The 19741-nt window shown below is 69.0% G+C and carries 25 protein-coding genes and 2 pseudogenes; 12 read left to right on the top strand and 15 right to left on the bottom strand.

Translation table 11 applies throughout. The features are described 5' to 3' along the window. Position 1: 1 nt before the first annotated feature. Positions 2-418 (top strand): annotated as a pseudogene (locus QGN32_RS24150) (MaoC/PaaZ C-terminal domain-containing protein); the annotation flags it as partial. 92 nt (positions 419-510) lie between these two features. Here the strand turns inward: QGN32_RS24150 and QGN32_RS24145 are convergent. After that, positions 511-918, bottom strand: a complete 408-nt coding sequence (locus tag QGN32_RS24145; protein ID WP_326546661.1) for an Rv0313 family protein — start codon at positions 916-918, stop codon at positions 511-513. A gap of 104 nt (positions 919-1022) precedes the next feature. Between QGN32_RS24145 and QGN32_RS24140 the strand changes: the two genes are divergently transcribed. The 5 genes from QGN32_RS24140 (at position 1023) to QGN32_RS24120 (ending at position 3541) form a co-directional block, all read left to right on the top strand. Continuing rightward, positions 1023-1835, top strand: coding sequence for a nuclear transport factor 2 family protein (locus QGN32_RS24140; RefSeq protein ID WP_326546660.1), 813 nt, complete (start codon positions 1023-1025; stop codon positions 1833-1835). After that, on the top strand, positions 1819-2310 hold the full coding sequence (locus QGN32_RS24135; protein ID WP_326546659.1) for a hypothetical protein: 492 nt from the start codon (positions 1819-1821) through the stop codon (positions 2308-2310). The genes QGN32_RS24140 and QGN32_RS24135 overlap by 17 nt, the downstream gene beginning before the upstream one ends. Further along, positions 2307-2483: a hypothetical protein gene (locus tag QGN32_RS24130; RefSeq protein WP_326546658.1), complete on the top strand. Its 177-nt coding sequence runs from the start codon at positions 2307-2309 to the stop codon at positions 2481-2483. The genes QGN32_RS24135 and QGN32_RS24130 overlap by 4 nt, the downstream gene beginning before the upstream one ends. A gap of 82 nt (positions 2484-2565) precedes the next feature. Next, positions 2566-3138, top strand: a complete 573-nt coding sequence (locus QGN32_RS24125) for a hypothetical protein (protein ID WP_442791759.1) — start codon at positions 2566-2568, stop codon at positions 3136-3138. Positions 3139-3163: 25 nt separating this feature from the next. Beyond that, positions 3164-3541 (top strand): DUF732 domain-containing protein, encoded by a 378-nt coding sequence (locus tag QGN32_RS24120; protein ID WP_326546657.1) that lies wholly within the window; start codon positions 3164-3166, stop codon positions 3539-3541. Here QGN32_RS24120 and QGN32_RS24115 read toward each other — a convergent pair. The 4 genes from QGN32_RS24115 to QGN32_RS24100 all read right to left on the bottom strand — a co-directional run bounded on the left by QGN32_RS24115 (position 3538) and on the right by QGN32_RS24100 (position 6598). After that, positions 3538-4308 (bottom strand): SGNH/GDSL hydrolase family protein, encoded by a 771-nt coding sequence (locus QGN32_RS24115; RefSeq protein ID WP_326546656.1) that lies wholly within the window; start codon positions 4306-4308, stop codon positions 3538-3540. The genes QGN32_RS24120 and QGN32_RS24115 overlap by 4 nt on opposite strands. 11 nt (positions 4309-4319) lie before the next feature. Then, positions 4320-5249: an ankyrin repeat domain-containing protein gene (locus QGN32_RS24110; protein WP_326546655.1), complete on the bottom strand. Its 930-nt coding sequence runs from the start codon at positions 5247-5249 to the stop codon at positions 4320-4322. Positions 5250-5313: 64 nt separating this feature from the next. Continuing rightward, a complete protein-coding gene (locus tag QGN32_RS24105; protein WP_326546654.1) occupies positions 5314-5619 on the bottom strand; it encodes a hypothetical protein in 306 nt (101 codons plus the stop codon). Between the two features lie 166 nt (positions 5620-5785). Beyond that, entirely contained in the window at positions 5786-6598 is an 813-nt protein-coding gene (locus QGN32_RS24100; protein WP_326546653.1) for a hypothetical protein, read from the bottom strand. Between the two features lie 44 nt (positions 6599-6642). Here QGN32_RS24100 and QGN32_RS24095 point away from each other — a divergent pair, with 44 nt between their 5' ends. From QGN32_RS24095 to QGN32_RS24085, 3 genes are all read left to right on the top strand, one after another. After that, entirely contained in the window at positions 6643-7962 is a 1320-nt protein-coding gene (locus QGN32_RS24095; RefSeq protein WP_326546652.1) for an NAD(P)/FAD-dependent oxidoreductase, read from the top strand. 33 nt (positions 7963-7995) lie between these two features. After that, the gene (locus tag QGN32_RS24090; RefSeq protein WP_326546651.1) at positions 7996-8187 is read left to right on the top strand and encodes a hypothetical protein; all 192 of its coding nucleotides are present in this window, start codon (positions 7996-7998) and stop codon (positions 8185-8187) included. 98 nt (positions 8188-8285) lie between these two features. Further along, positions 8286-8777: an NUDIX hydrolase gene (locus tag QGN32_RS24085; protein WP_326546650.1), complete on the top strand. Its 492-nt coding sequence runs from the start codon at positions 8286-8288 to the stop codon at positions 8775-8777. 70 nt (positions 8778-8847) lie between these two features. Here the strand turns inward: QGN32_RS24085 and QGN32_RS24080 are convergent. The 5 genes and pseudogenes from QGN32_RS24080 to QGN32_RS24060 all read right to left on the bottom strand — a co-directional run. Beyond that, a pseudogene (locus QGN32_RS24080) lies at positions 8848-9192 on the bottom strand (nuclear transport factor 2 family protein); the annotation flags it as partial. After that, positions 9189-10064 carry an LLM class F420-dependent oxidoreductase gene (locus QGN32_RS24075; protein WP_326546649.1) on the bottom strand — a complete coding sequence of 292 codons (876 nt, stop codon included), beginning with the start codon at positions 10062-10064 and terminating at the stop codon, positions 9189-9191. The pseudogene QGN32_RS24080 and the gene QGN32_RS24075, both read right to left, overlap by 4 nt. Beyond that, positions 10061-11512 carry a serine/threonine-protein kinase gene (locus QGN32_RS24070; protein WP_326546648.1) on the bottom strand — a complete coding sequence of 484 codons (1452 nt, stop codon included), beginning with the start codon at positions 11510-11512 and terminating at the stop codon, positions 10061-10063. Before QGN32_RS24070 ends, QGN32_RS24075 begins: the two co-directional genes overlap by 4 nt. Before the next feature lie 20 nt (positions 11513-11532). Further along, the gene (locus QGN32_RS24065) at positions 11533-12639 is read right to left on the bottom strand and encodes a PDR/VanB family oxidoreductase (RefSeq protein ID WP_326546647.1); all 1107 of its coding nucleotides are present in this window, start codon (positions 12637-12639) and stop codon (positions 11533-11535) included. Next, positions 12639-13565 carry a metal-dependent hydrolase gene (locus QGN32_RS24060; RefSeq protein WP_326546646.1) on the bottom strand — a complete coding sequence of 309 codons (927 nt, stop codon included), beginning with the start codon at positions 13563-13565 and terminating at the stop codon, positions 12639-12641. The genes QGN32_RS24065 and QGN32_RS24060 overlap by 1 nt, the downstream gene beginning before the upstream one ends. Positions 13566-13653: 88 nt before the next feature. Here QGN32_RS24060 and QGN32_RS24055 point away from each other — a divergent pair, with 88 nt between their 5' ends. Both QGN32_RS24055 and QGN32_RS24050 read left to right on the top strand, forming a co-directional pair. Continuing rightward, a complete protein-coding gene (locus tag QGN32_RS24055; protein ID WP_326546645.1) occupies positions 13654-14499 on the top strand; it encodes a lysophospholipid acyltransferase family protein in 846 nt (281 codons plus the stop codon). A 7-nt stretch (positions 14500-14506) separates the two neighbouring features. After that, positions 14507-14941, top strand: a complete 435-nt coding sequence (locus QGN32_RS24050; protein ID WP_326546644.1) for an SRPBCC family protein — start codon at positions 14507-14509, stop codon at positions 14939-14941. Positions 14942-14945: 4 nt separating this feature from the next. Here the strand turns inward: QGN32_RS24050 and QGN32_RS24045 are convergent, their stop codons facing one another. Together QGN32_RS24045 and malQ are read right to left on the bottom strand one after the other, a co-directional pair. After that, the gene (locus QGN32_RS24045) at positions 14946-15356 is read right to left on the bottom strand and encodes a hypothetical protein (RefSeq protein WP_326546643.1); all 411 of its coding nucleotides are present in this window, start codon (positions 15354-15356) and stop codon (positions 14946-14948) included. 84 nt (positions 15357-15440) lie between these two features. Beyond that, a complete protein-coding gene (gene malQ / locus QGN32_RS24040; RefSeq protein WP_326546642.1) occupies positions 15441-17573 on the bottom strand; it encodes a 4-alpha-glucanotransferase in 2133 nt (710 codons plus the stop codon). 128 nt (positions 17574-17701) lie between these two features. Between malQ and QGN32_RS24035 the strand changes: the two genes are divergently transcribed. After that, positions 17702-18901 (top strand): MFS transporter, encoded by a 1200-nt coding sequence (locus QGN32_RS24035; RefSeq protein ID WP_326546641.1) that lies wholly within the window; start codon positions 17702-17704, stop codon positions 18899-18901. Here the strand turns inward: QGN32_RS24035 and QGN32_RS24030 are convergent. The 3 genes from QGN32_RS24030 to QGN32_RS24020 are packed head-to-tail and all read right to left on the bottom strand — an operon-like array spanning position 18870 to position 19708. After that, on the bottom strand, positions 18870-19193 hold the full coding sequence (locus QGN32_RS24030) for a DMT family transporter (RefSeq protein ID WP_326549238.1): 324 nt from the start codon (positions 19191-19193) through the stop codon (positions 18870-18872). The two genes, QGN32_RS24035 and QGN32_RS24030, sit on opposite strands and share 32 nt — an antisense overlap. Beyond that, complete coding sequence (locus QGN32_RS24025) at positions 19193-19528, bottom strand: DMT family transporter (RefSeq protein WP_326546640.1); 336 nt, start codon at positions 19526-19528, stop codon at positions 19193-19195. The genes QGN32_RS24030 and QGN32_RS24025 overlap by 1 nt, the downstream gene beginning before the upstream one ends. Positions 19529-19537: 9 nt before the next feature. Beyond that, complete coding sequence (locus tag QGN32_RS24020; RefSeq protein WP_326546639.1) at positions 19538-19708, bottom strand: hypothetical protein; 171 nt, start codon at positions 19706-19708, stop codon at positions 19538-19540. Between the last annotated feature and the right edge of the window lie 33 nt (positions 19709-19741).

Raw genomic sequence — 19741 nt, 5'->3', positions numbered from 1 at the left:
GATGGGCTCTCAGTACCCGCGGATCCGCTGGGAGCAGATCACGGTTCCAATGGATCTACCCGAAGTGGTGGACGCGATCGACTACCAGCGCGTGGTGATGAACCCGGGAGCGACGTGGGATTACTTTCCCGCACACTATGACCCGCGCTACGCCGAGCGACACGGCCATCCGACGATCTTCGTCAACACGATGCACATCGCCGGGTTCGTCGACCGCTTCGCGACGGACTGGGCCGGACCCCACAGCCGCGTGGTACGCCGGAAGGTCACCCTGCTCGGCTCCATCTACGCCGGCGACTCGATGGTGGGTCGCGGTCGCGTCGTGGCCAAACGCGACGGCCGCCTGGTCGATCTGCAGATCACCGTGTCCAATCAACGGGGCGAACTGTGCTGTCCCGCCGAGGTCACACTAGAACTGGAAGCGCCTCGCCCGCTGGCATCGTTCACCGCCCGCGCGGCGGTCGCCGCACACCGCGAGATGCTCGCCGGCATCCGCCGCCGGTTCGAGCGCTAGGCCCCGTCGGCCGGTGAAGAGTCGCCGCCGGACGCGTCCAGCACGCTGACCGCGATGCCGTACGGCAGGAACCGCACTTTGCGGGCGGGATCGGTGTTGCTCTTGTTCGCCCGCAGCGCATCCAACTCGGTCGGATAGACCTGCTCGATGTGGGCCCCACCGTCGTCGTCCACGGTGTAGACCGCCCACACCCCGTCGCCGGTCTCACCGGTGGTCTCCGGTTCGCGCCTGGGCCGCGACGATCGGGTGAATTCGTCGACCAGGTTCGCCCAACCAGCGCGTTCCCCGGAGGTGCTGAAAAATCTGCCGAGGCCGTCGAGCGCGTCGCGAAGCCCCTCACCCGCCTCGCGGACGACGCGGTCGAACTCCTCGGGGTCGAACCCGAACGGGCCGTTGCTGCTCATGGCGCTTCCTTCCTGGCCGTCCCGACTGCAAGGGCGGTTATCCCAGTGTGCCCGCAGGTGCGGCAGTAGTCGACTGAAGCGTTCACCAGTGGTAGGCAACTTTTATGGCCATCTCACCGGCCGCCGCCTTGGCCGCCGTCGAGCGATCCCCGGCAGCGGTCACTGTCCACGACCGAGACGCATGGGTCGCGGCATTCACCTTCGACGGCCTCGTCGAGGACCCGGTAGGTTCGCAGCCGCATCGCGGAACGACTGCGATCACCCGCTTCTACGACACCTTCATCGGCCCGCGCAAGATCGTTTTCCACCGCGACGTCGACATCGTGGTGGGCTCGACCGTGATCCGCGATCTGGACCTCGAGGTGCAGATGGCGGCGGGCTTGACGATGCGAATACCCGCCTACCTGCGCTACCACCTGGAGAACGACGGTGGCGAGCCGAAAATCGCTGAGCTGTCGGCCTATTGGGAGCTCCCGGCGATGGTCGGGCAGTTTCTCCGGAGCGGCATTCGATCGGTGCCCGCCGGGCTGCAGCTGTCCAAGGGGCTGTTGACCAACCAGGGGCTCGTCGGGGCGCTCGGCTTCCTCGGTGGGCTCCGCGGCACCGGCCCGCCCGGCAAGCGGCAGTTCGGCGAGTTCCTCGCTGCGGCCCGGGCGGGCGACGAGGTCGGCGTGCGGCGCTGGTTGGGAGGTGGCGCGCGGATCACCGCCGGCGACCACACACCGATGAGCGGCGCCGAACTGCTGTCGCTGCTGACCGGTGCAGGCACGCGCAAGGTGATCGGCTCCGGTTACAGCCTGGTCTGCGGCGTCGACCGCAGCGGGGGCCGCGACGTGGTGATCGCCGATGTGGCGGCGAAGCCGTTCGCGATCCGGCGGATCCGCTATTACGCCAACACCGGTGGCCGACCCGTCTGACGTTTCGGCGCTCAAGGGCGGGGGGAATCCGGCGGGTATGCGACAGACTGATTCGCGCCAGATGGCGATGACGGGCGTGATTGTGGCCGCGGTCCTCGCCTCCTGCCTGATCCTGCCCGCGATGGGCAGGCTCGCAACGCTCGACGGGACGTGGCTGGCCGCCGCAATCGTCGGTGTCCCCACCGTCGCGGTGCTGGTCGCCACCGGCTACCGGCACTACGGGCTGAGCCGCAGTGTGGCCGTCGCGGTGGTGGTCATGACCATTGCGCTGTTCGCCAGCTGGATTTTCTCGGTGTTCGTGGTGGCGGCCGCAATCGGTGGCTCGAGCACGACGCTGGCGATGGGGGCGCTGCTGTACGGGATTCCGGCCGCCATCGTGGCGGCGCTCGGACTGCTGGCGCTGAAGCTGGTGCCGGCCCGGTCCCCGGCGAGCGCCCGTTTGACCATTTTCGCGACGGGTAACCGGACCGCATGACACCGCGCGAAGACGACAGCAGCGAAGAGGACGTCGCCGAGGACGACCATGTGGCAGCGTCACGCGCAGGTAAGAAGGGCGAGGACGGCACCTACGTCGGCCGCACCTCCTCCGATGACGCGATCGACGCAGGAGAGACGGGAGCCGAGGCGCGCAGCGACGACGGTCGCTGACAGCAGGCACCCAAGGGGTGAAGTCTCGATTCGGTCGCGCTGGACGCGTCGGGTGCGGTTGGCGCGTCGTCCGTGAGACGGTATGAGCACCATGGCTAGCGATGACGAGGTCACCTACGAAGAGTTCGGTCGCAGATTCTTCGAGACCGCAGTGACCGAGGACCGCGTCGGCAACGCGATTGCCGACATCGCGGGCGAGTCGTTCGAGATGGGTCCGATCGCCCAGGGCCCCGGCAAGATCGCCAAGGTCACCGCCAAGGTCCGGATTCAGCAGCCGCGGCTGACCCGCGACGTCGGCGCGATGATCACCTTCGCCATCCGGATCCCGCTCGAGATCGACATGGTCGTCGACCTGCGCATCGACAAGCCGAAGTTCATGGTGTACGGCGAGATCGCGTTGCGCGCCACGGCACGGGCCGCAGAACCGTTGCTGTTGATTCTCGACGTCGAGAAACCGCGGGCTTCCGACATCTCCATCCATGTCACGTCGAAATCGCTGCGCGCCGAGGTGGTGCGCATCCTGGGAGGAATCGACGCGGAGGTCAGACGGTTCATCGCCGCCCATGTCGCCGCCGAGATCGACAGCCCGGCCTCGCAGAAAGCCAAGGTGATCGACGTGGGAGCCACCATCGACACCGCCTGGACGGGAGTCTGAGCCGCCGACGGCGTACGATTCGCGGGTGCTTAGCAAACCCGTAAGCAAACCCGTATCCGCGCTCGCGCTGACTACTGGACTTCTCGCCGCCGCGGCCGTGGTGGCCGCGCCCGCGCAGGCCGATCCCGTCGAGGACGCGTTTCTGAACGCGGTGACCGAGGCCGGGGTCGTCATGGGTGATCCAGGTAGCGCCGTGGCCGTCGGCCACCAGGTGTGCCCCATGCTGGCCGATCCGGGCCAGAACGCCGCCGACGTGGCGGCCAAGGTCGCCGACATGGGTGGTATGTCGCTGGGACCGGCGACCATGTTCACCGGCCTCGCGATCTCGATGTTCTGCCCGGCGATGATGTCGTCGATCGCCAACGGCACCTCGCCGATCCCGCTGCCGTTCCTCGGCATCTAAGCCAACAGGCCCTCCAACCGCGGGCGCTTCGGTCCGCGGCCGTCTCCGGTCGAACGGCCCAGGATGTGCCGCCAGAACCACGGCATCAGCATGTGCTGGGTCCACAGCGCCTGGGAGTAGGCCTGTGACCGCAGCGGAGGCCGCTGTGGTCGATCCGAGGGCCGCACCCAGTCGCGGCTGCTGCCCGGTAGGCCGAGCGCCTCGGCGGCCGCGGCGGCGAACAAGACGTGACCCTTGGTGGAGCCGTGCACGCGGTCGTCGCTCCAGGTGTCCAAATCGGTCATCGACGGCGCCTGATAGAGGTCGACGAGCCGGAACCCGTACCGGTCGGCGGCCGCTCTGATTGCGCAGTTGATCCGTTCGACTCGCCCGGCGATCACCCGGCCGATGGGCAGGATCCGGGCCAGGTCCGGAAACGTCGTCGTCACGACGGTGGCTGCCGAGCCGGCCAGCATGCGGTGCAGTTCGTCCAGTTCGGCCAGCGCGTGCCCGAAGTGCAGACCGGGGCGGGTGACATCGTTCATCCCGATGCAGATGGTGATCAGATCCGGTTGCATGTCCAGCGCCTGTGGCAGCTGCTCGTCGAGCACGTCGCGAATCCGGCGACCCCGCACCGCGAGGTTGGCGTACGCCAGGCCCGGATGGTGGAAGTCGAGAATCCGTGCGAGCCGGTCGGCGAAACCGACCAGCGAGCCGGAATCGTCGATGTCCCAGAGTCCTTCGGTCTGGCTGTCGCCGATCGCGACGTAGCGGGAATAGCGGGCCACAGTGTTGAACCCTAGCGACGTAGGGCGGCCGTCACCTGTTCAACGCCGGCGGCGGTCGCGAGTGCGCGGTGCCGTTCGGTCACCTCGGCGCCGCCGGCACGCAAGACGTCGACCACATCCATCACGGCGTCCGCGCGGTCGGCGCTGCACTTCACCGCTGCCGCCCACCACGCCAACACCGCGTCGAGGCCGCGCCGCGGTTCCGCGCCGAGGTCGACCAGCGCCGCGACGGTCGCGGGGAGCAGGCGGCGCGCGGCCCGTTGGATCGGTTGCGTGCCGTCGGGCAGCGTCGCGTCGACCGGGGCCCCGGCGCGCCCCAGCGCGCGCACCGTCTCCGGGTCGTCGGCGTCGACGACGTGCATCGGTGTCGCCCCGTCGGAGTCGAGCAGCGCCGGGTCGACGCCGTTCGCCAGGGCGTGGTTCAACGCCACGGTGCGGCCCGCGCGCACCATCTCGTGCAGGATCGTGGTGTAGCGCTCGCCGCCGGCCGACAACTCGATGCGGCGGCCCGCGTCGGCGCCGGCGTCGACCAACGCCACCGCGATACCCGACGCCAGCGACCGCACCGCGTACCACAGTGGCGAGGCGCCACAGGCATCCACGGGGTCAGGGTCGGCGCCCATCGCGAGAAGCTCGATCACCGCCGAATCGCCGTGGTGCGCCCGGCGGAACAGGTCCAAGACGTCGGGCCGCAACGGCTCGATCCATGCCGGTGGCTCGACATCGAGCGCAGCCAGAACCCGCAGTGCGCCGACGCGCCTGACGCCGAGGTCATACCAGGGCCACGGGCCTTGCCCGCGGGTCACGTAATCGGCGACCGGCATGCGCGAGACGGCCGGAAGGCCGCCGCCCTCGTGGTCGGTCCGGAACACCAGTTCGTTGCCGTCGCGCGAGATGACGACGCACGCTGATCCCTCCTGATACCGGGCGAGTTCGGCCACAGCGAGGATTGTGCCCAAACGCCGAGAGGGGCACCCGATGCGGGTGCCCCTCGAGCAGAATCGGCTACTTCACGTCGACATAGACGATGCGGTCCCGATACGTGGCGTAGTTGTCATTACCACCGATCACCGGAGTGCCGGCATCCATCCGCGGGTAGCTCTGGCCCTTCCGTACCGCGACGACCTCAGCCTCGCTGAGCGGGGCGGTGCCGATCTGGGTGATGACCACCCGGTAGCCCTCGGCCCTCAACTGGGCGATGGTGTCCTCTGCGTTCTGCGGCCCCGTCGGCGCGGCGGCAACCGGTGCGGCCAGCCCGATCAGGGCGGCGGCCAGGCCCCCGGCGACGGCGGCGAGTCCTGTCCTCTTCACTTGCCTGCCTCTTTTCTGTTGTCCTCGAGCCGTCGAGCAGATGCAGACACAACGACCGCACCCTCGGGCTCAATGATGGCAACGAGTAGTCCAGCGGTTTGATTCCCTGGCAGGAAAGGCATTGGCAGATTTCAAGTGGCGCACCGTCGTTGGGTGTGCGCAAACCTCAGAGCAGGCGGCCCAGGCGGTTGAGTTGCAGGGGACGGCCGACAGCGCTGAGCTGGCTGATGATGTCTTCGATTCGGGTGATCGGCAGGTCCGTGCGCCACTCGGCCACCGAGGCCGACAGGCGTACCACGCCCGGCGCGAAACTGATGCCGGTGAGTTGCACGCCCGGCGGCAGGCCGGGCAGGCGCACGGGGTATGCGGGGGTCCGGACCGGCAGCGGCCAGCGCGTCCGACCCAGTGCGAGGAAACGGGGCTTGAGCCAGAGCGTCGAGCCGTCCATCCGGGCGTCGACCTCCAGGTGACCGGCCGTCGGCCGCCGCGCGAGTCGCAGCCTGGCGACACCGTCGGCGCCGACGGCCCCAGACAGCCGGGGCGCCGCCCACCGGAAGACGTCGTCGAGCACGGGCGCCGGCACCTCCAGCATCAGCTCGACCGGCGCCGCCACCAGGACCGGCGGTGCCGTCGGGCGCATGTGCACGTTGTGCAGCACAGCCGTCGCATGGTCGAACGCCGCGCCGTTCCACCGGATGTCGCGGGCTGCCAGCCGAACGTCGTTGAGCTGGCCGACCGACAGCGCCCGGACGTCGAGTCGGGAGTCGAACTCGGTGACCGTCAACGTCACGTCTGCGCTGTCGACCCGGACGCTCAGCCGCCTGCCCACCACCAGTCTCCGCACGGTCATGAACAGCGTGCGGTAGGCCGCGGCCGCTCCGCTGCTGACCGGCGCCACCGCCGCCGAAGACCACAGCGCGGTCAACATGTCGATGGGGCGGAACGGGTCGAATCGGCGCAGTGGGTCCGGGCGCGTCATGACTCCAGCATTCCCGCTGGGGTCGGTTCCGTACAGTCGAGCGCATGACTTCCGTGGTAATCGTCGGTAGCGGATTCACCGGATTCGAATGCGCGCGGACACTGGCTCGCAGGTTGCGCAGGAACCAGAACAAGCCGGCGGATGTCGACATCTCGATCATCTCGCCGGACGACTACATGCTTTACACCCCGCTGCTGCCGGATGTCGCCGGCGGCCTGGTGGACCCCCGGTTCGTGGCGATTCCACTGGCCAATGCGCTGCGCGGGGTGCAAGCGATCCGCGGCCGGGTCGACGGGGTCGACTTCGACCGTCGCACGGTCATGTTCACCGACCCCGAGGAACGGGCGCGCGAGCTCTCCTGGGACCGGCTGGTGCTGACCCCCGGTTCGGTGACCCGGCTGTTCGACGTGCCCGGCCTGGCCGAGTACGCCCGCGGCCTGAAGTCGCCCGCCCAGGCGTTGTATCTGCGAGACCATGTGCTCCAACAACTCGAGTTGGCCGACGTCGACGACGATCCCGGCCGCAGGCAGGCGCGGCGGACCATCGTCGTGGTCGGTGCGTCGTACTCGGGCACCGAACTCGCCGTGCAGTTGCGCGCGCTCGCCGACTCGGCCGCCAACCAAATGGGGTTCGATCCGGGCGAGGTGAAATTTCTGCTGCTCGACCTCGCCGAGCAGGTGATGCCGGAAGTCGGCGAGAAGCTGGGCGCTGCGGCGCAGCGCGTGCTGAAGTCCCGCGGCATCGACGTGCAGCTCGGGGTCACGCTCAAGGAGGTGCACGCCGAACACGTTGTGCTCAGCGATGATTCGATCGTCCGTACGTACACGGTGGCGTGGGTCACCGGGGTCACGGGTGCGCCGCTGATCGAGAAGCTCGGGCTGCCGACCGAACGGGGCCGGCTGAAGGTGACCACGGAGCTGGAGGTGCCCGGCCATCCCGGCGTGTTCGCGGCGGGTGACGCCGCGGCGGTGCCGGACCTCACGCAGCCTGGAAAGATCACCCCGCCGACCGCGCAGCACGCCACCAGGCAGGGAAAGGTGTTGGCGCGCAACGTCGCCGCCAGCCTCGGCTACGGCAAGGCGAAGCGCTACAAGCACGGCAACATGGGGCTCGTCGTCGATCTGGGCCCGCGACACGCCGTGGCCAACCCGCTCAACATCCAGTTGTCCGGATTCCCGGCCAAGGTGGTCACCCGCGCCTACCACGTCTATGCGATTCCGCGCTCGGTCAATCGCTGGGCGGTGACACTGGCGTACCTGACCGACCTCTTCTTCGACCGCTCGGTGGTCTCGTTCGGGCTCTCGTCGCGGGAGGATGCGCAGTTCTCGGCCAGTGAGGGCATTCCCGTGCCGAAATCCAGCTGATTCAAACCGGGTGAACCGGGGAACTGTGACGGCATGGCTACATATCGCGTGTTGAACCCCGAGGGCGAGGTCGTCGACACCAAGGACATCGAAAGCGCCGACGACGCCCACGCGTGGTTCGTCGACCAGAAAGCCGACCCGGAACTCGGCTGGCGCATGGAGGTCAAGGGCGATGATGGGGACTGGGCCTTCTTCGACAGCAGTGAGGGCGACCGCAAATACTGATTCTGATGGCCTTGCCTGGCGAGCGACCGCTCTTGCACAGTTAGAAGCGGCGTGTCGGCGTACAGACGCGGTCGCTCGCGCGGTGGAGGATGGGCAGCATGCCGAAGCTGAGCGCGGGCCTGCTGCTCTACCGACCGACCGACGGCACCGTCGAAGTGCTCATCGGCCACCCGGGCGGACCGTTCTGGGCGCACAAGGACCAGGGCGCGTGGTCGATCCCCAAAGGCGAGTACACCGAGGGTGAAGACCCGTGGGCCGTCGCGTGCCGCGAGTTCGAAGAAGAACTCGGCAAGCCGCCGCCGGCCGGCCCGCGCATCGATTTCCCGCCGCTGAGGCAGCCGAGCGGCAAGATCATCACCGCGTTCGCGGTGCGGGGCGACCTCGACCTCGACGGCACCTTCTCCAACACGTTCCCGCTGGAGTGGCCGAAGGGGTCTGGCAGGGTCAGGGAGTTTCCCGAAATCGACCGGGCGGGTTGGTTTTCGGTGGCGCAGGCTCGGTCCAAGCTGTTGAAGGGTCAGCGGCCGCTGCTGGACGGTCTGTTGGCGGCAATCGAAGGCGACGAACACCTCGGGTCTCGATCGCGTTGATGGTCAATGCCCGGCCGTGGATCCGCCAGCCGGCCCGCGCCCGCAGGTATTCGTCGTCGTAGCGCAGATGCCACACCAGGTCGGACGCCTGGCCGTCGGTGACCGTCCAGTGGTGGGCGATGCAGGTGATCCGGCCGAGCGCGTAATCGGGCTCGCCGCCTGGGGCGTACACCTCGCCGACGATCGCGTGCTCGGTACGGGTCACCGCGACCAGCGCCGCGAGCGCCGCGCGCACGCCGTCGCGGCCGCGGTGGCACCGCACCGGCTCCAACGACCGCGGCGGGTCCGGCAGCCGCAGTTCGGCGTTCTCGGTGAACAACTCGACCACGTCGTCGAACCGGCGGTCGTCGACCGCAGAGGCGTAGATATGCACCAGATCGGCCACCGCCAACCGGTCCGCGGTACGCAGCCTCATCCGGTCAGCCCCAGCCGCTGCGCACAGGCCGACAGCTGGTCGCGGGCCTCGTCGATATCGGTCGTCAGCGGCATGGCCAGGATCAGGCGGTGCGCGCCGAGCGCCTCGAGTTTGGCTGCCCGTTCGCCGTCGATTTTGGTGACGAGATGCCCGAGCGAGAGTTCCAGCGCATCGGGATCGCGCCCGCAACGCGCGGCCTCGTCGCGCATCAGCGAGACCAGCTGGGCCAGTTCGGTGCCGCCGACACCGAGCGGCTGGAACCCGTCGCCGAGCCGGCCGGCCCGCCGGGCCGCCGCGCGGCTATGCCCACCGATGTGAATCGGTATGTGCGCCAAGGGTTTCGGATAGCACATCGCGTTGTCGAAGTCGAAGAACTCACCGTGGAAGTCGGCTCCTTCCGGGCTGTCCTGCCACAGCAGGCGTAGCACCGCGAGCTGCTCGTCGGCGCGCCGGCCCCTGCTGCCGAAGTCGGTCCCGCAGGCCTCGATCTCCTCCTTGAGCCAGCCCATGCCCACGCACAGCCGCACTCGGCCACCCGAGAGCGCATCGACGGTGGCGACCCGCTTGGCCAGCACCACGGGGTGATGGTTGGGCAGCACGAGCACCCCGGTGGCCAGCCCGAGCCGCCGGGTCTGACCGGCCAGGAACGCAAGCAGGTCAAGGGGATCTGGCACATTGCAGTCGGCCGGCAATTCCACGCGGCCCGACGCGTCGTAGGGGTAGACGCTGGCGTACCGCGACATCAGCACGGTGTGCTCGACCACCACGAGCGACTCGAATCCGCACGCCTCCAGATGCTGCGCGAATGCGGCCATGAAAACGGGCTCTGCGGTGACACCCGCGGCGACGGGCGCGATGACGGCGTACTTCATGGCAGCGGGGGCAAGCCGTTGCTTTCGCGGATGGCCCTGCGGCATTCGCGGCGGGTCTGACCGGTCTGCTCCATGCACACCCGTACGGGGGATTCCTCGGCGATCGGCAGCGGTGGGTCGGTTGGTTCGGTGCTCACCGTCGGGCTCGCGACGTCGCCCTCGGTCAGCGACCAGATCGAGTCACCGGTGGTCTGCAGCGTCGAGCAGTACGCGGTCGAGCCGTCGGCCGTCGTCGCGGTGCGGCCGACGGGGGAGCAGTCGGCCCCGATCACCGCCGTGGAGTCATCGTCTGACGGCGACGACGGTGCGGTGGTCGTGTCGTCGTCGCCGGCGGTCGTCGTCGTGGTGGCGGGGCCGTCGGTCGGTGTGGTGGTCGTCGGCGGCGGTGGTGGTGGTGCCAAGGGTGCCGACGCGACGGACGTGGTTGTCGTCGGTGCCGCGGCCGGACGCTCGTCGTCGGCGCGGCGCATCTCGGCCAGGCCGAAGACGACCGCGACCGCAAGCAGCACCGCAAGAACGGCCGGCACCAGTACGCCTGCCCGCAGCAAAGAGCGCTTCGGCCGGGTGACGGCCATCGCCAGCTGGGTGCCGTCGTCGTCCGACGAGGAGACGCCGAGGTGGTGGCTGAGCGCCCGCGCGAAGTCGGCGCAGCGCTCGAACCGGTCCTTGGGATCTTTGGCCAGCGCCTTGGCCAGCACAGGATCCAGAGCCGCGAAGTCGGGGCGGCGGGCGCTGATCTGGGGTGGCGCCGCCGACAGGTGCTGGCTGATGACGACGGCGGGATTGGAGTTGCGAAACGGCGGCGACCCGGTCAGTAAATGAAATGCGGTGGCCGCCAACGCATACTGGTCTGCCCGACCGTCCAACCGCTCGCCCATCAGTTGTTCGGGCGCGGCATAGGAGACGGTACCCACCGTCATGTTCGTTGCTGTCAGCCCGCTGACGTCGTTCACCCAACGCGCGATTCCAAAGTCGGCCAACAGAATTCGTTGGTCACCGGATTCGGGATGGGCGAGCAGTATGTTGGCGGGCTTGACGTCGCGGTGCAGCAGGCCGCCGTGGTGGGCGTAGTCGAGGGCACCGGCGATCGCGCTGATGATCGCGGCAACCTCCCGCGGGGGCATCCCGTCGGGATAGCGCTCCTGCAACAGTTCCGCGGCGTCGGTGCCGTCGACGTAGTCCATCGAGATCCAGATCTGGCCGTCGGCCTCACCGCGGTCGTGCACCCCGACGATGTGCGGATGCCACAGCGTGGCCGCGATGTCGGCCTCGCGCTCGAACCGTCGGCGGTAGTCATCGTCGGCCGACACCGAGGCGGGAAGCACCTTGAGCGCGTCGCGGCGCGGGAGGCGCGGATGCTGGGCCAGGTAAACCTCGCCCATGCCACCGGAGCCGAGCAGGCGCAGGATGGTGTATCCGGCGAACGTCGCGCCATCGGCCAGCGGCATGGCCGAATAGTACGAGACGACTACAGATCCAGCGTCAGATCGGACCCCTCGGCGGCGCGCGAGACGCAGATCAACATCAGCCCGCCGGCGCGTTCACTGTCGGCGAGCAACGTGTCGCGATGGTCGACGGCGCCCGCCAGCACACGGGTGCGGCAGGTCCCGCAGAAGCCCTGCTGGCAGGAGTACGGCGCGGGCACACCCGATCGGCGCAGCGCGGCGAGCAGTGTCTCGTCGGCCCCGACGTCGACAGTCTCGCCGGTCGAGGCCGCCACCACCGAGAAACCCGAGCCGTCCACAACCGGCGCGGCGGCGAACCGCTCGAAGTGCAGCTCGACATTGTCGCGGCCGACCAGCCGCTCGCGGATCGCGGTCAACATGGGCGCCGGCCCGCATGCGTAGACCGCGGTGCCGTCGGGACAGTCGCCGAGCAACTCGTCGGCGCTCGGCAGGCCCGCGACGTCGTCGGTGCGGATCTGGACGGGGTGCCCGAACCGCGCGACCTCGTCGACGAACGGCAGGCTGTCGCGACTGCGGCCGCTGTACAGCAGCGACCAGTCGACGCGGAGGCGCTGTGCGAGCCTCAGCATCGGCAGGATCGGGGTGATTCCGATACCGCCGGCGATGAACCGCAGCCGCTGCGTCGGGGATCCGAAGCCCGGCACGGTCATCGGGAACGCGTTGCGCGGCCCGTGCGATGTCACCGTCGCTCCCGGCCGCAGCGCCTCATGCACCTCGATCGAGCCCCCGCCGCCGGCCGGGATGAGCCGCACCGCGATGCGGTAGCTGTCGCCGTGCCCAGGGTCGCCACACAGCGAGTAATGGCGCACCAGCCCGCTGGGCAGCGTGATGTCGATGTGTGAGCCCGGAGACCACCGGGGCAGCGGCTTGTCGTCGGCCGCGGTCAGCGTCAACGCGACCACGTGCTCGTCGCGCGCCACCACCTGCCGGTCGACGACGCGCAGCACGTGCGTGCGGTCGAACTCGGGAAGCGGAGCGACCCGACGGACGGCGCCGGCGAGCGCCTCCATCCCGGTTATCACCGCTTCCGCCATGCCCATCATCACGTAACGCCGGCCCGGCCGCAGCGGATTGGGCGGCAGCTGCCGGTAGCGTTCCCGTAACCCCATCAACGGTGCGCGGCGCGGGCGGCGGGTGAGGTGCCCAGGTAGGCGACGGCTTGAGCGGTCGAGCCCATCTCCTCGGGAGAGAAGCCGGGCCGGAAGTACGTCAGCGTGTTGACCCCGAACAGGGTTCGGAACTTGGGCAGCAACCCGAGTTCGGAGTCGCGCATCCGCATCCGCTGCATCGCCCACCATCCGATGTCGCAGTTCGGATCGGATCTGAGCAGGTACCAGGTGCCGCGTTGGAAGAACACGAACATGGCCGTGGCCGCCACCGTCATCGCCCGGATCCTGTCGGGATAGCTGTTGTGGAAGTACACCGCAACGTCATGGGCGACACAGCGGTGCTCGACCTCTTCGCTGCCGTGCCAGCGGAACAGGTCGACCATGGTCGGGTCGGCGCCGTGGTCGTCCCAGGTGGAGTTGAGCGCGAAATCGCCGAGCACCGCGGTGTAGTGTTCGAGTGCCGCGATCAACCACAACCGTTCGCAGAGATTGTTGAGTCGCCGCTCGGGGTCATCGGAATCCGTTGGCGCCAAAACCTTTCCGAACATGTACTCAACGAGGTTCATCATGGGCGCGGGATCAACTCCGTTGCCAATGAGGAACTTCTCGATCACGTCGTCGTGAGCGGCGGCGTGCGTCGCCTCCTGACCGGTGAAACCCCGGATGTCGTCGGCGAGGCTGGAATCCTTGACCAGCGGCAGTGCCTCGTTGTAGGTGCGCACGAACCAGTGCTCGGCCGCGGGCAACACCACGTTGAACAGGTTGATCATGGTGGACGCCACGGGGTGGCCGGGGATCCACTCCAGGGAGATGCCGGACAGGTCGAAATGCACCTTGCGGGCCTGGATCTGGACCCGGCCCGGGTCGACCTCGTGATCGAAACGACGCGGGCGCAACGCCACCGGCTGAGCCGGCGAATCTGCCATTCTGGCTCCTCCTTCGTGCCGAACAGTCTACGTCCGATAAGTCGTCAGTCAGGTTTCAGGATCGCGGGCCGCGTGTATAACACCTTCCATGGCGGGCATCGACGACGTTTTCGGGTGGGCCAAGCAGCAGGTGTCCGCCCGGGTGCCCAAGGCCGACCTGGATCAGCGCGACCCCGACTACATTCGCGAACAGCTGCCCGGCCTGTGGCTGCTGGCGTCGCTGTATTTTCGTGCCGACGTGCGGGGGCTGGACCGTATCCCCGCCGACGGCCCGGTGTTGTTGGTGGGCAACCACAGCGGAGGCAACCTGCCACCGGACACATTCGTGTTCACGCTGGCGTTCAGCTCGTACTTCGGCGTCGAGCGGCCGTTCTACCAACTCGCGCACAACCTCGTCGTCTCGATGCCGGGACTGGGCTCGCTGCGCAAGTTCGGCACCGTCGCCGCCAATCCCGACAACGCCAAACTGGCGCTGGCGTCTGGCGGAGCCCTGCTGGTGTATCCGGGCGGTGACTACGAGGTGTTCCGGCCGTCGTGGAAGCGCCACGAAGTCGACTTCGGCGGCCGCAAGGGTTATGTGAAACTCGCCCGCGAGGCGGGCGTGCCGATCGTGCCGGTCGCCAGCGTCGGCGGTCAGGAAGCGGCCCTCTTCCTCGACCGCGGTCAATGGCTGGCCAAGCTGCTGATGGTCGACAGGTTGGCGCGCCTCAAGAGCGTGCCGATCCTGTTGGCGCCGCCGTGGGGTCTCATCGTCAGCGACATGGTGCCGCGGCTGCCCCTGCCGACGAAGATCGCCATCGAGGTGCAGACGCCCATCGACGCGGACGACATCGCGACCAGTGACGACGACGTCGTCGATGACAAGGTGTTGGCCAGTCTGCAGGCCGGCGTCGACAGGTTGGCCACCGGACGACGCCTTCCGGTGCTGGGCTGATGTTCCGATGAGGGTGCAGCGCCAGTGCGTCATCGACGCCGAGCGGGACCGGGTGTGGAAGGTGATCAGCGACCCGGGGTGCTACCCGGAGTTCATGGCGAGCCTCAACCGGTTTGAGACGCTGACCGAGGGTCCGGCCGGATTGGGCGCCCGCTACACCGTGCACTGGAAAGTGGGCTCGGTGCCGATCGGCGGCACGGTGGAACTGGTCGAGTTCGACCCGCCTCGGGAGCTGTCCTGGACCGCGCTGACCGGGGTGTCTCAGCGCGGCCGGTTCCGGCTGCGGGAGACCGACGACAGACGAACGAAGGTGACGTTCCGGCTGTCCTATGAGTCGGCAGGCAATCTGCTCGGGTTGATCGCCGACCGAGTGGCCGCGCGCCAGGTGGGTCGCAACATGAGCAGGACACTGACGAACCTGCGTTCGATGGTGGAGGGTTAGCGTCTCAGCCGGCCGGCGCCGGCGGCGCACCCGCGCCCGGGGCGCCCTGAATCGGCACCACCGGGGTCGGCGTCACGGTCGTGATGCCGTTGCTGCCGACCGTCGGCCCGCCCGAGGGAGCCATCTCCGCAATCAAATCGGCCGCCTTCTGGCTGCAGTCCAGCATCAGCAGCATGCGGCCGGAGGAGGTGACCTTCTGCTGGTCGACCAGGCACTGCGCCTGCGGGAGCACGCTGCCGACCGACCCGCCGAAGTACGCCTTGACTCCCTGGGACTTCAGGATCTGAAGGGCCCGGTTGTACGGTTCGCCGACCACGTTCAGGCTGTTCGGCTGCGACATCGCGATACCGGCACCGACCAGCGCCACGGAACCGCCCGCGACGAGTGCCCCGCCGAGCGCGAAAAGCTTGTTCACGTGATCTCCCTAGGTGTGCGGTGCGAACATATCGCAGCCGTGACGAATGTGAAACCGGAGGAGAAGTCCGCGGCGTTACACCGCCTAGCGCACGGCCGCCCGCATGACCTCGCCGAGCCGCGCTGCGCTGGTATCGGCGAACACATCTTCCAGCAGCACTTTCTTGCCGTCCGGACGGGCCAGCGGCACGCGCCAGTTCGGATACTCGTCGGTGGTGCCCGGCTGGTTCTGGGTGCGCAGGTCACCGACCGCGTCGGCGAGCGACAGCGACAGCAACCGCGACGGGGTGCGGCCGAGGTAGCGGTGCAGCGACTCGACGATCTCGGCGACACCGGGATATCCGGTGTCGCCGCCCAGCAGCCCGACGCGGCGCAGTTCGTCCAGCCACTTCGTCTGCTGCTCGCGGTCGGCGGCCAGTTCCTCGTCGGCGGGCCGCGTCAGGAGCCCGAGTTCGTCACGGAGACGGACGTGTTCGCCGGCCAGGTAGCCCGCGGTCGGGGGCAGGTCGTGCGTGGTGACCGCCGACAGGCAGAACTCGCGCCACCGCTCGGCGGGCAGCGGGCGGGCGGGCGCATCGCCGCCGTCGCGGTCGGCCTCGAACCACAGGATCGACGTTCCGAACAGACCGCGCTCGTGCAGGTAGTCGCGCACCCACGGTTCGACGGTGCCGAGGTCCTCGCCGACCACGACCGCTCCCGCGCGGTGCGCCTCGAGCGCGACGATGCCGATCATCGCCTCGTGGTCGTAGCGCACATAGGTGCCTGCGGTGGGTGGCGCCCCGTTCGGGATCCACCACATCCGGAACAGCCCGATGATGTGATCGATACGCACACCGCCCGCGTGCCGCAAGACGGCGTTGACCAGTGCTCGGAACGGCTCGTAAGCGAGCTTCTCGAGTTGGTCCGGGCGCCACGGCGGCTGGGACCAGTCCTGGCCGAGTTGGTTGAACTCGTCGGGCGGCGCACCCGCGGTGACCCCGAGCGCGAGCACGTCCTGCAGCGCCCACGCATCGGCGCCGTCGGGGTCCACCCCGACCGCGAGGTCATGCATGATGCCCAGGCTCATCCCGGTCTGCAGTGCAGTGGCCTGTGCCGCGGTCAGCTGGTCGTCGAGCTGCCACTGCAACCAGCGGTGAAAGTCCACGGCGTCGGCGTGCTCGGCGGCGAAGTCCGCCACGGCGTCGCCCGCCGGATGCCGCAGTTCCGGTGGCCACTCATGCCAGTCGCCGCCGTGACGCTCGGCAAGGGCACACCAGGTGGCGAAGTCGTCGAGGCTGGCGCCCTCACGCTCGCGGTACGCGGCATAGGCCAGTTCTCGCCCGGCGGAGCGCGGCGCCGCGTAGACCGCCTCCAGCGCGGAGCGCTTCACCTTCCAGGCGGCGTCGCGGTCGATCTGGTCTGCGCGGTCGGCGCGGGACTGCACGGACTCGCGCAGTTTGCGTATCCGGTTGCGGCGTCGGACGTAGGCGTACTCCGGGACCGCCTCTACGCGCAGATAGATCGGGTTGACGAAGCGGCGCGAGGTCGGCAGATAAGGGGAGGGCTCCATCGGCGCGACCGGAGCGGCCGCGTGCAGTGGGTTGACCAGAATGAAGCCCGCGGCGTGCCGGGCGGCCGACCACACCGCGAGGTCGGTCAGATCGGTCAGATCGCCGATGCCCCATGACCTTTCCGACCGCACGCTGTACAACTGGGTGGCCAGTCCCCACTGTCGGCCCGCAGGAGGGCGCAGCGAGGCGGGGGAGACGATGATCGGCGTGCCGAATTCCGACGAGTCGGCCTGCAGAACCAGGCGGTGGTATCCGATGGGCAGCCCGGCGGGCAATTCGAAGGTCGCCTCGCCGATCAGTCTGCCATCCAAATCGTAAGGCGGCCTGTTGTTTTCGAGCTGTCTAAGGTCCGTGCGCACCGACCCGTCCTCCAGGACCACCCGTAGGGCGACGGGGTTTCCGTGCGTGACGTGAACCCAGAACGTCGGCGCGGTCCCGGTGCGCCCGATGATCGTCGGCGGCAGGTGGCGCGACCAGTATTCGCGGTCGTGTGCGGTGAGCGCCTCGACGCGGTCGTTCTCGGTGGCGGCCTCGACGCCCAGCGCGCCAAGCACCGAGATCAGCGTCGACTCGGTCACCGCGGTGCGGGCACCCGTCCAGTTCTCGTATTCCGTTGCGACGCCGTAGCGTCGCGCCAACTCCACTAGCGACGCGGTGGGCTCTGTCATGTCGCCAATCTTGCCCCGAAGCCGTCGCCACGTGTCAGCACGCGATGCCGGATACCCCGTTCGGGCGAGGTCAACCGGCCTTCCCACGTGGGAAACCGCGGCTCGCGGCGTCTGTAGGGTCGACAGGTATGGCGCCCGACCGGTCGGACACCGCCGAGGTGCGCACCCGCCGGGCCCGGGTAGCCGTCGCGGCGCTGTTTTTGACCAACGGCGTGGTGTTCGCCAACCTGTTGCCCCGCTATCCCGAGATCAAGACCGACCTCGGCTTGTCGAACTCCGCCTACGGGGCCGCGATCGCGGCGTTCTCCGCGGGCGCATTGGCCGCCGGCCTGAGCGCGGCCACGCTTATCCGCCGCTTCCGCTCGGCGCGGGTGGCGGTTATCGGCACCATCGGCATCGGGGTGTTCGTCGTGCTCGCCGGGGTCGCGGCATCCCCGGTGCTGTTCGCCGCGGCCCTGTTTCTGGCGGGGGCCTGCGATTCGGTGACCGACGTCGCGCAGAACGCCCACGGACTGCGCGTGCAGCGCAGCTACGGCCGCTCGATCATCAACTCCCTGCACGCCGTGTGGGCGGGCGGCGCGATCCTGGGCGGGTCCATGGGCGCCGCCGCGATCGCACTGGGCATCTCGCGCGGTGTGCATCTCGGTGTCGCGGCGGTGCTGTGCAGCGTGGTCGTGCTGGCCGCGTACCGCTATCTGCTGCCCGGGGCCGACCACGACGCCGATCCGGCCGCGCGAACCGGCGGCGGCGGCGATGCCGGCGTCGCGGTCTACGCCACGCTGCTGGCCCTGGTGGTCATCGCCGTAGCCGGCGCCACCGTCGAGGACGCGGGCAACTCCTGGGCCGCCTTGTACCTGCGCGACGCGCTGGGCGCGCCCGGCCCGGTCGCGGTGACGGGCTATATCGCCGTGGTCACGTTCATCTTCATCGGGCGGCTGGTCGGGGACCGGCTGGTCGACCGGTTCGGGGAGCGCGCCGTGGTGCGCGCGGGCGGGCTGATCACGGCCGTCGGTATGGGGCTCGCACTGGCGTTCCCGTCGGTGCCCGCCACCATCGCGGGGTTCGCGATTGCCGGACTCGGCGTGTCCACGCTGGTGCCGTCGGCCATGCACGCCGCCGATCAGCTGCCGGGCCTGCGACCGGGCAGCGGTCTGACGATCCTGACGTGGCTGATGCGGATCGGGTTCTTCGGGGCGCCAGAGCTCGTCGGGGTGATCGCCGACGCGACGAGCCTGCGGATCGGGTTGCTCACCGTGCCGGCGGCGGGACTGCTGGTGGTCCTGCTAGCCGGCGTGCTCAGTGCCCGACGCCGCCAAGCTCGATCGTGAGCACACCGCCGACGATGAGCGCGATGCCCAGCGCCATCACCCACGTCAGTGGTTCGGCGAACAGGTAGCGCGCGATGACCGCGACCAGTGCCACCCCGCAAGCGGTCCAGACGCCGTAGGCGATACCCACCGGCATGCCCAGGGCCAACGTCAGCCACAGCAGGTAGAACGAGGCGAGATAGCCGACGGCCACCGGGGCGATCCAGGCCTTCTTGCGGAACCCGTCGGAGGCGCGCAACGACAGCGTCGCGAACACCTCGATCGCTATCGCGCCGGCCAGCGTCCAATACATCACGGCTGGCTCGCCGGACGGTGAGAGCCGAGTTCGACGAGCAGCACCCCGCCGATGATCAGCCCGATGCCCGCCACGATCGGCCAGGTGAACGGGTCACCGAAGATCGCGGCGGCCAGCACCGCGGTGCCCGCGGTTCCCATGGCACCCCAGATCCCGTACGCAACGCCGACCGCCACCCCGGCGCGCAACACCGCCGTCAGGAATCCGAAAGCCGCGAGGTAACCGAGGACGACGACGACCAGCCACGCCGAATGATCTTGCGACGCACGCAAAGACAGCGTCGCGACGACCTCGGTGGTGACAGCGGCGGAAAGCAGCACCCACTTGCGCACGCAATCAAGTTAGCCGAGGGAGCCGACCGCGCGATCCACCATCGGGGTCAGCACGTCGTGTGCGAACCGGCGCAACTCCACATCGTCCCCGAAGTCCGGGTCGCTCGGCGGCATCCAGGTGTAGCTGAAGAACAACCGGGCGAACGCGTCGGCGACCCAGCGCACCGGCTGTGCCGGCACGCCGGACGCCCCACCGTGGATGTAGCGCCGCGT

Origin of the sequence: Mycolicibacterium sp. ND9-15 (assembly GCF_035918395.1) — a bacterium.
Taxonomy (GTDB): domain Bacteria; phylum Actinomycetota; class Actinomycetes; order Mycobacteriales; family Mycobacteriaceae; genus Mycobacterium.
The sequence above is the reverse complement of the archived record's forward strand: the minus strand, read 5'-3'. Positions and strand labels throughout refer to the sequence as shown.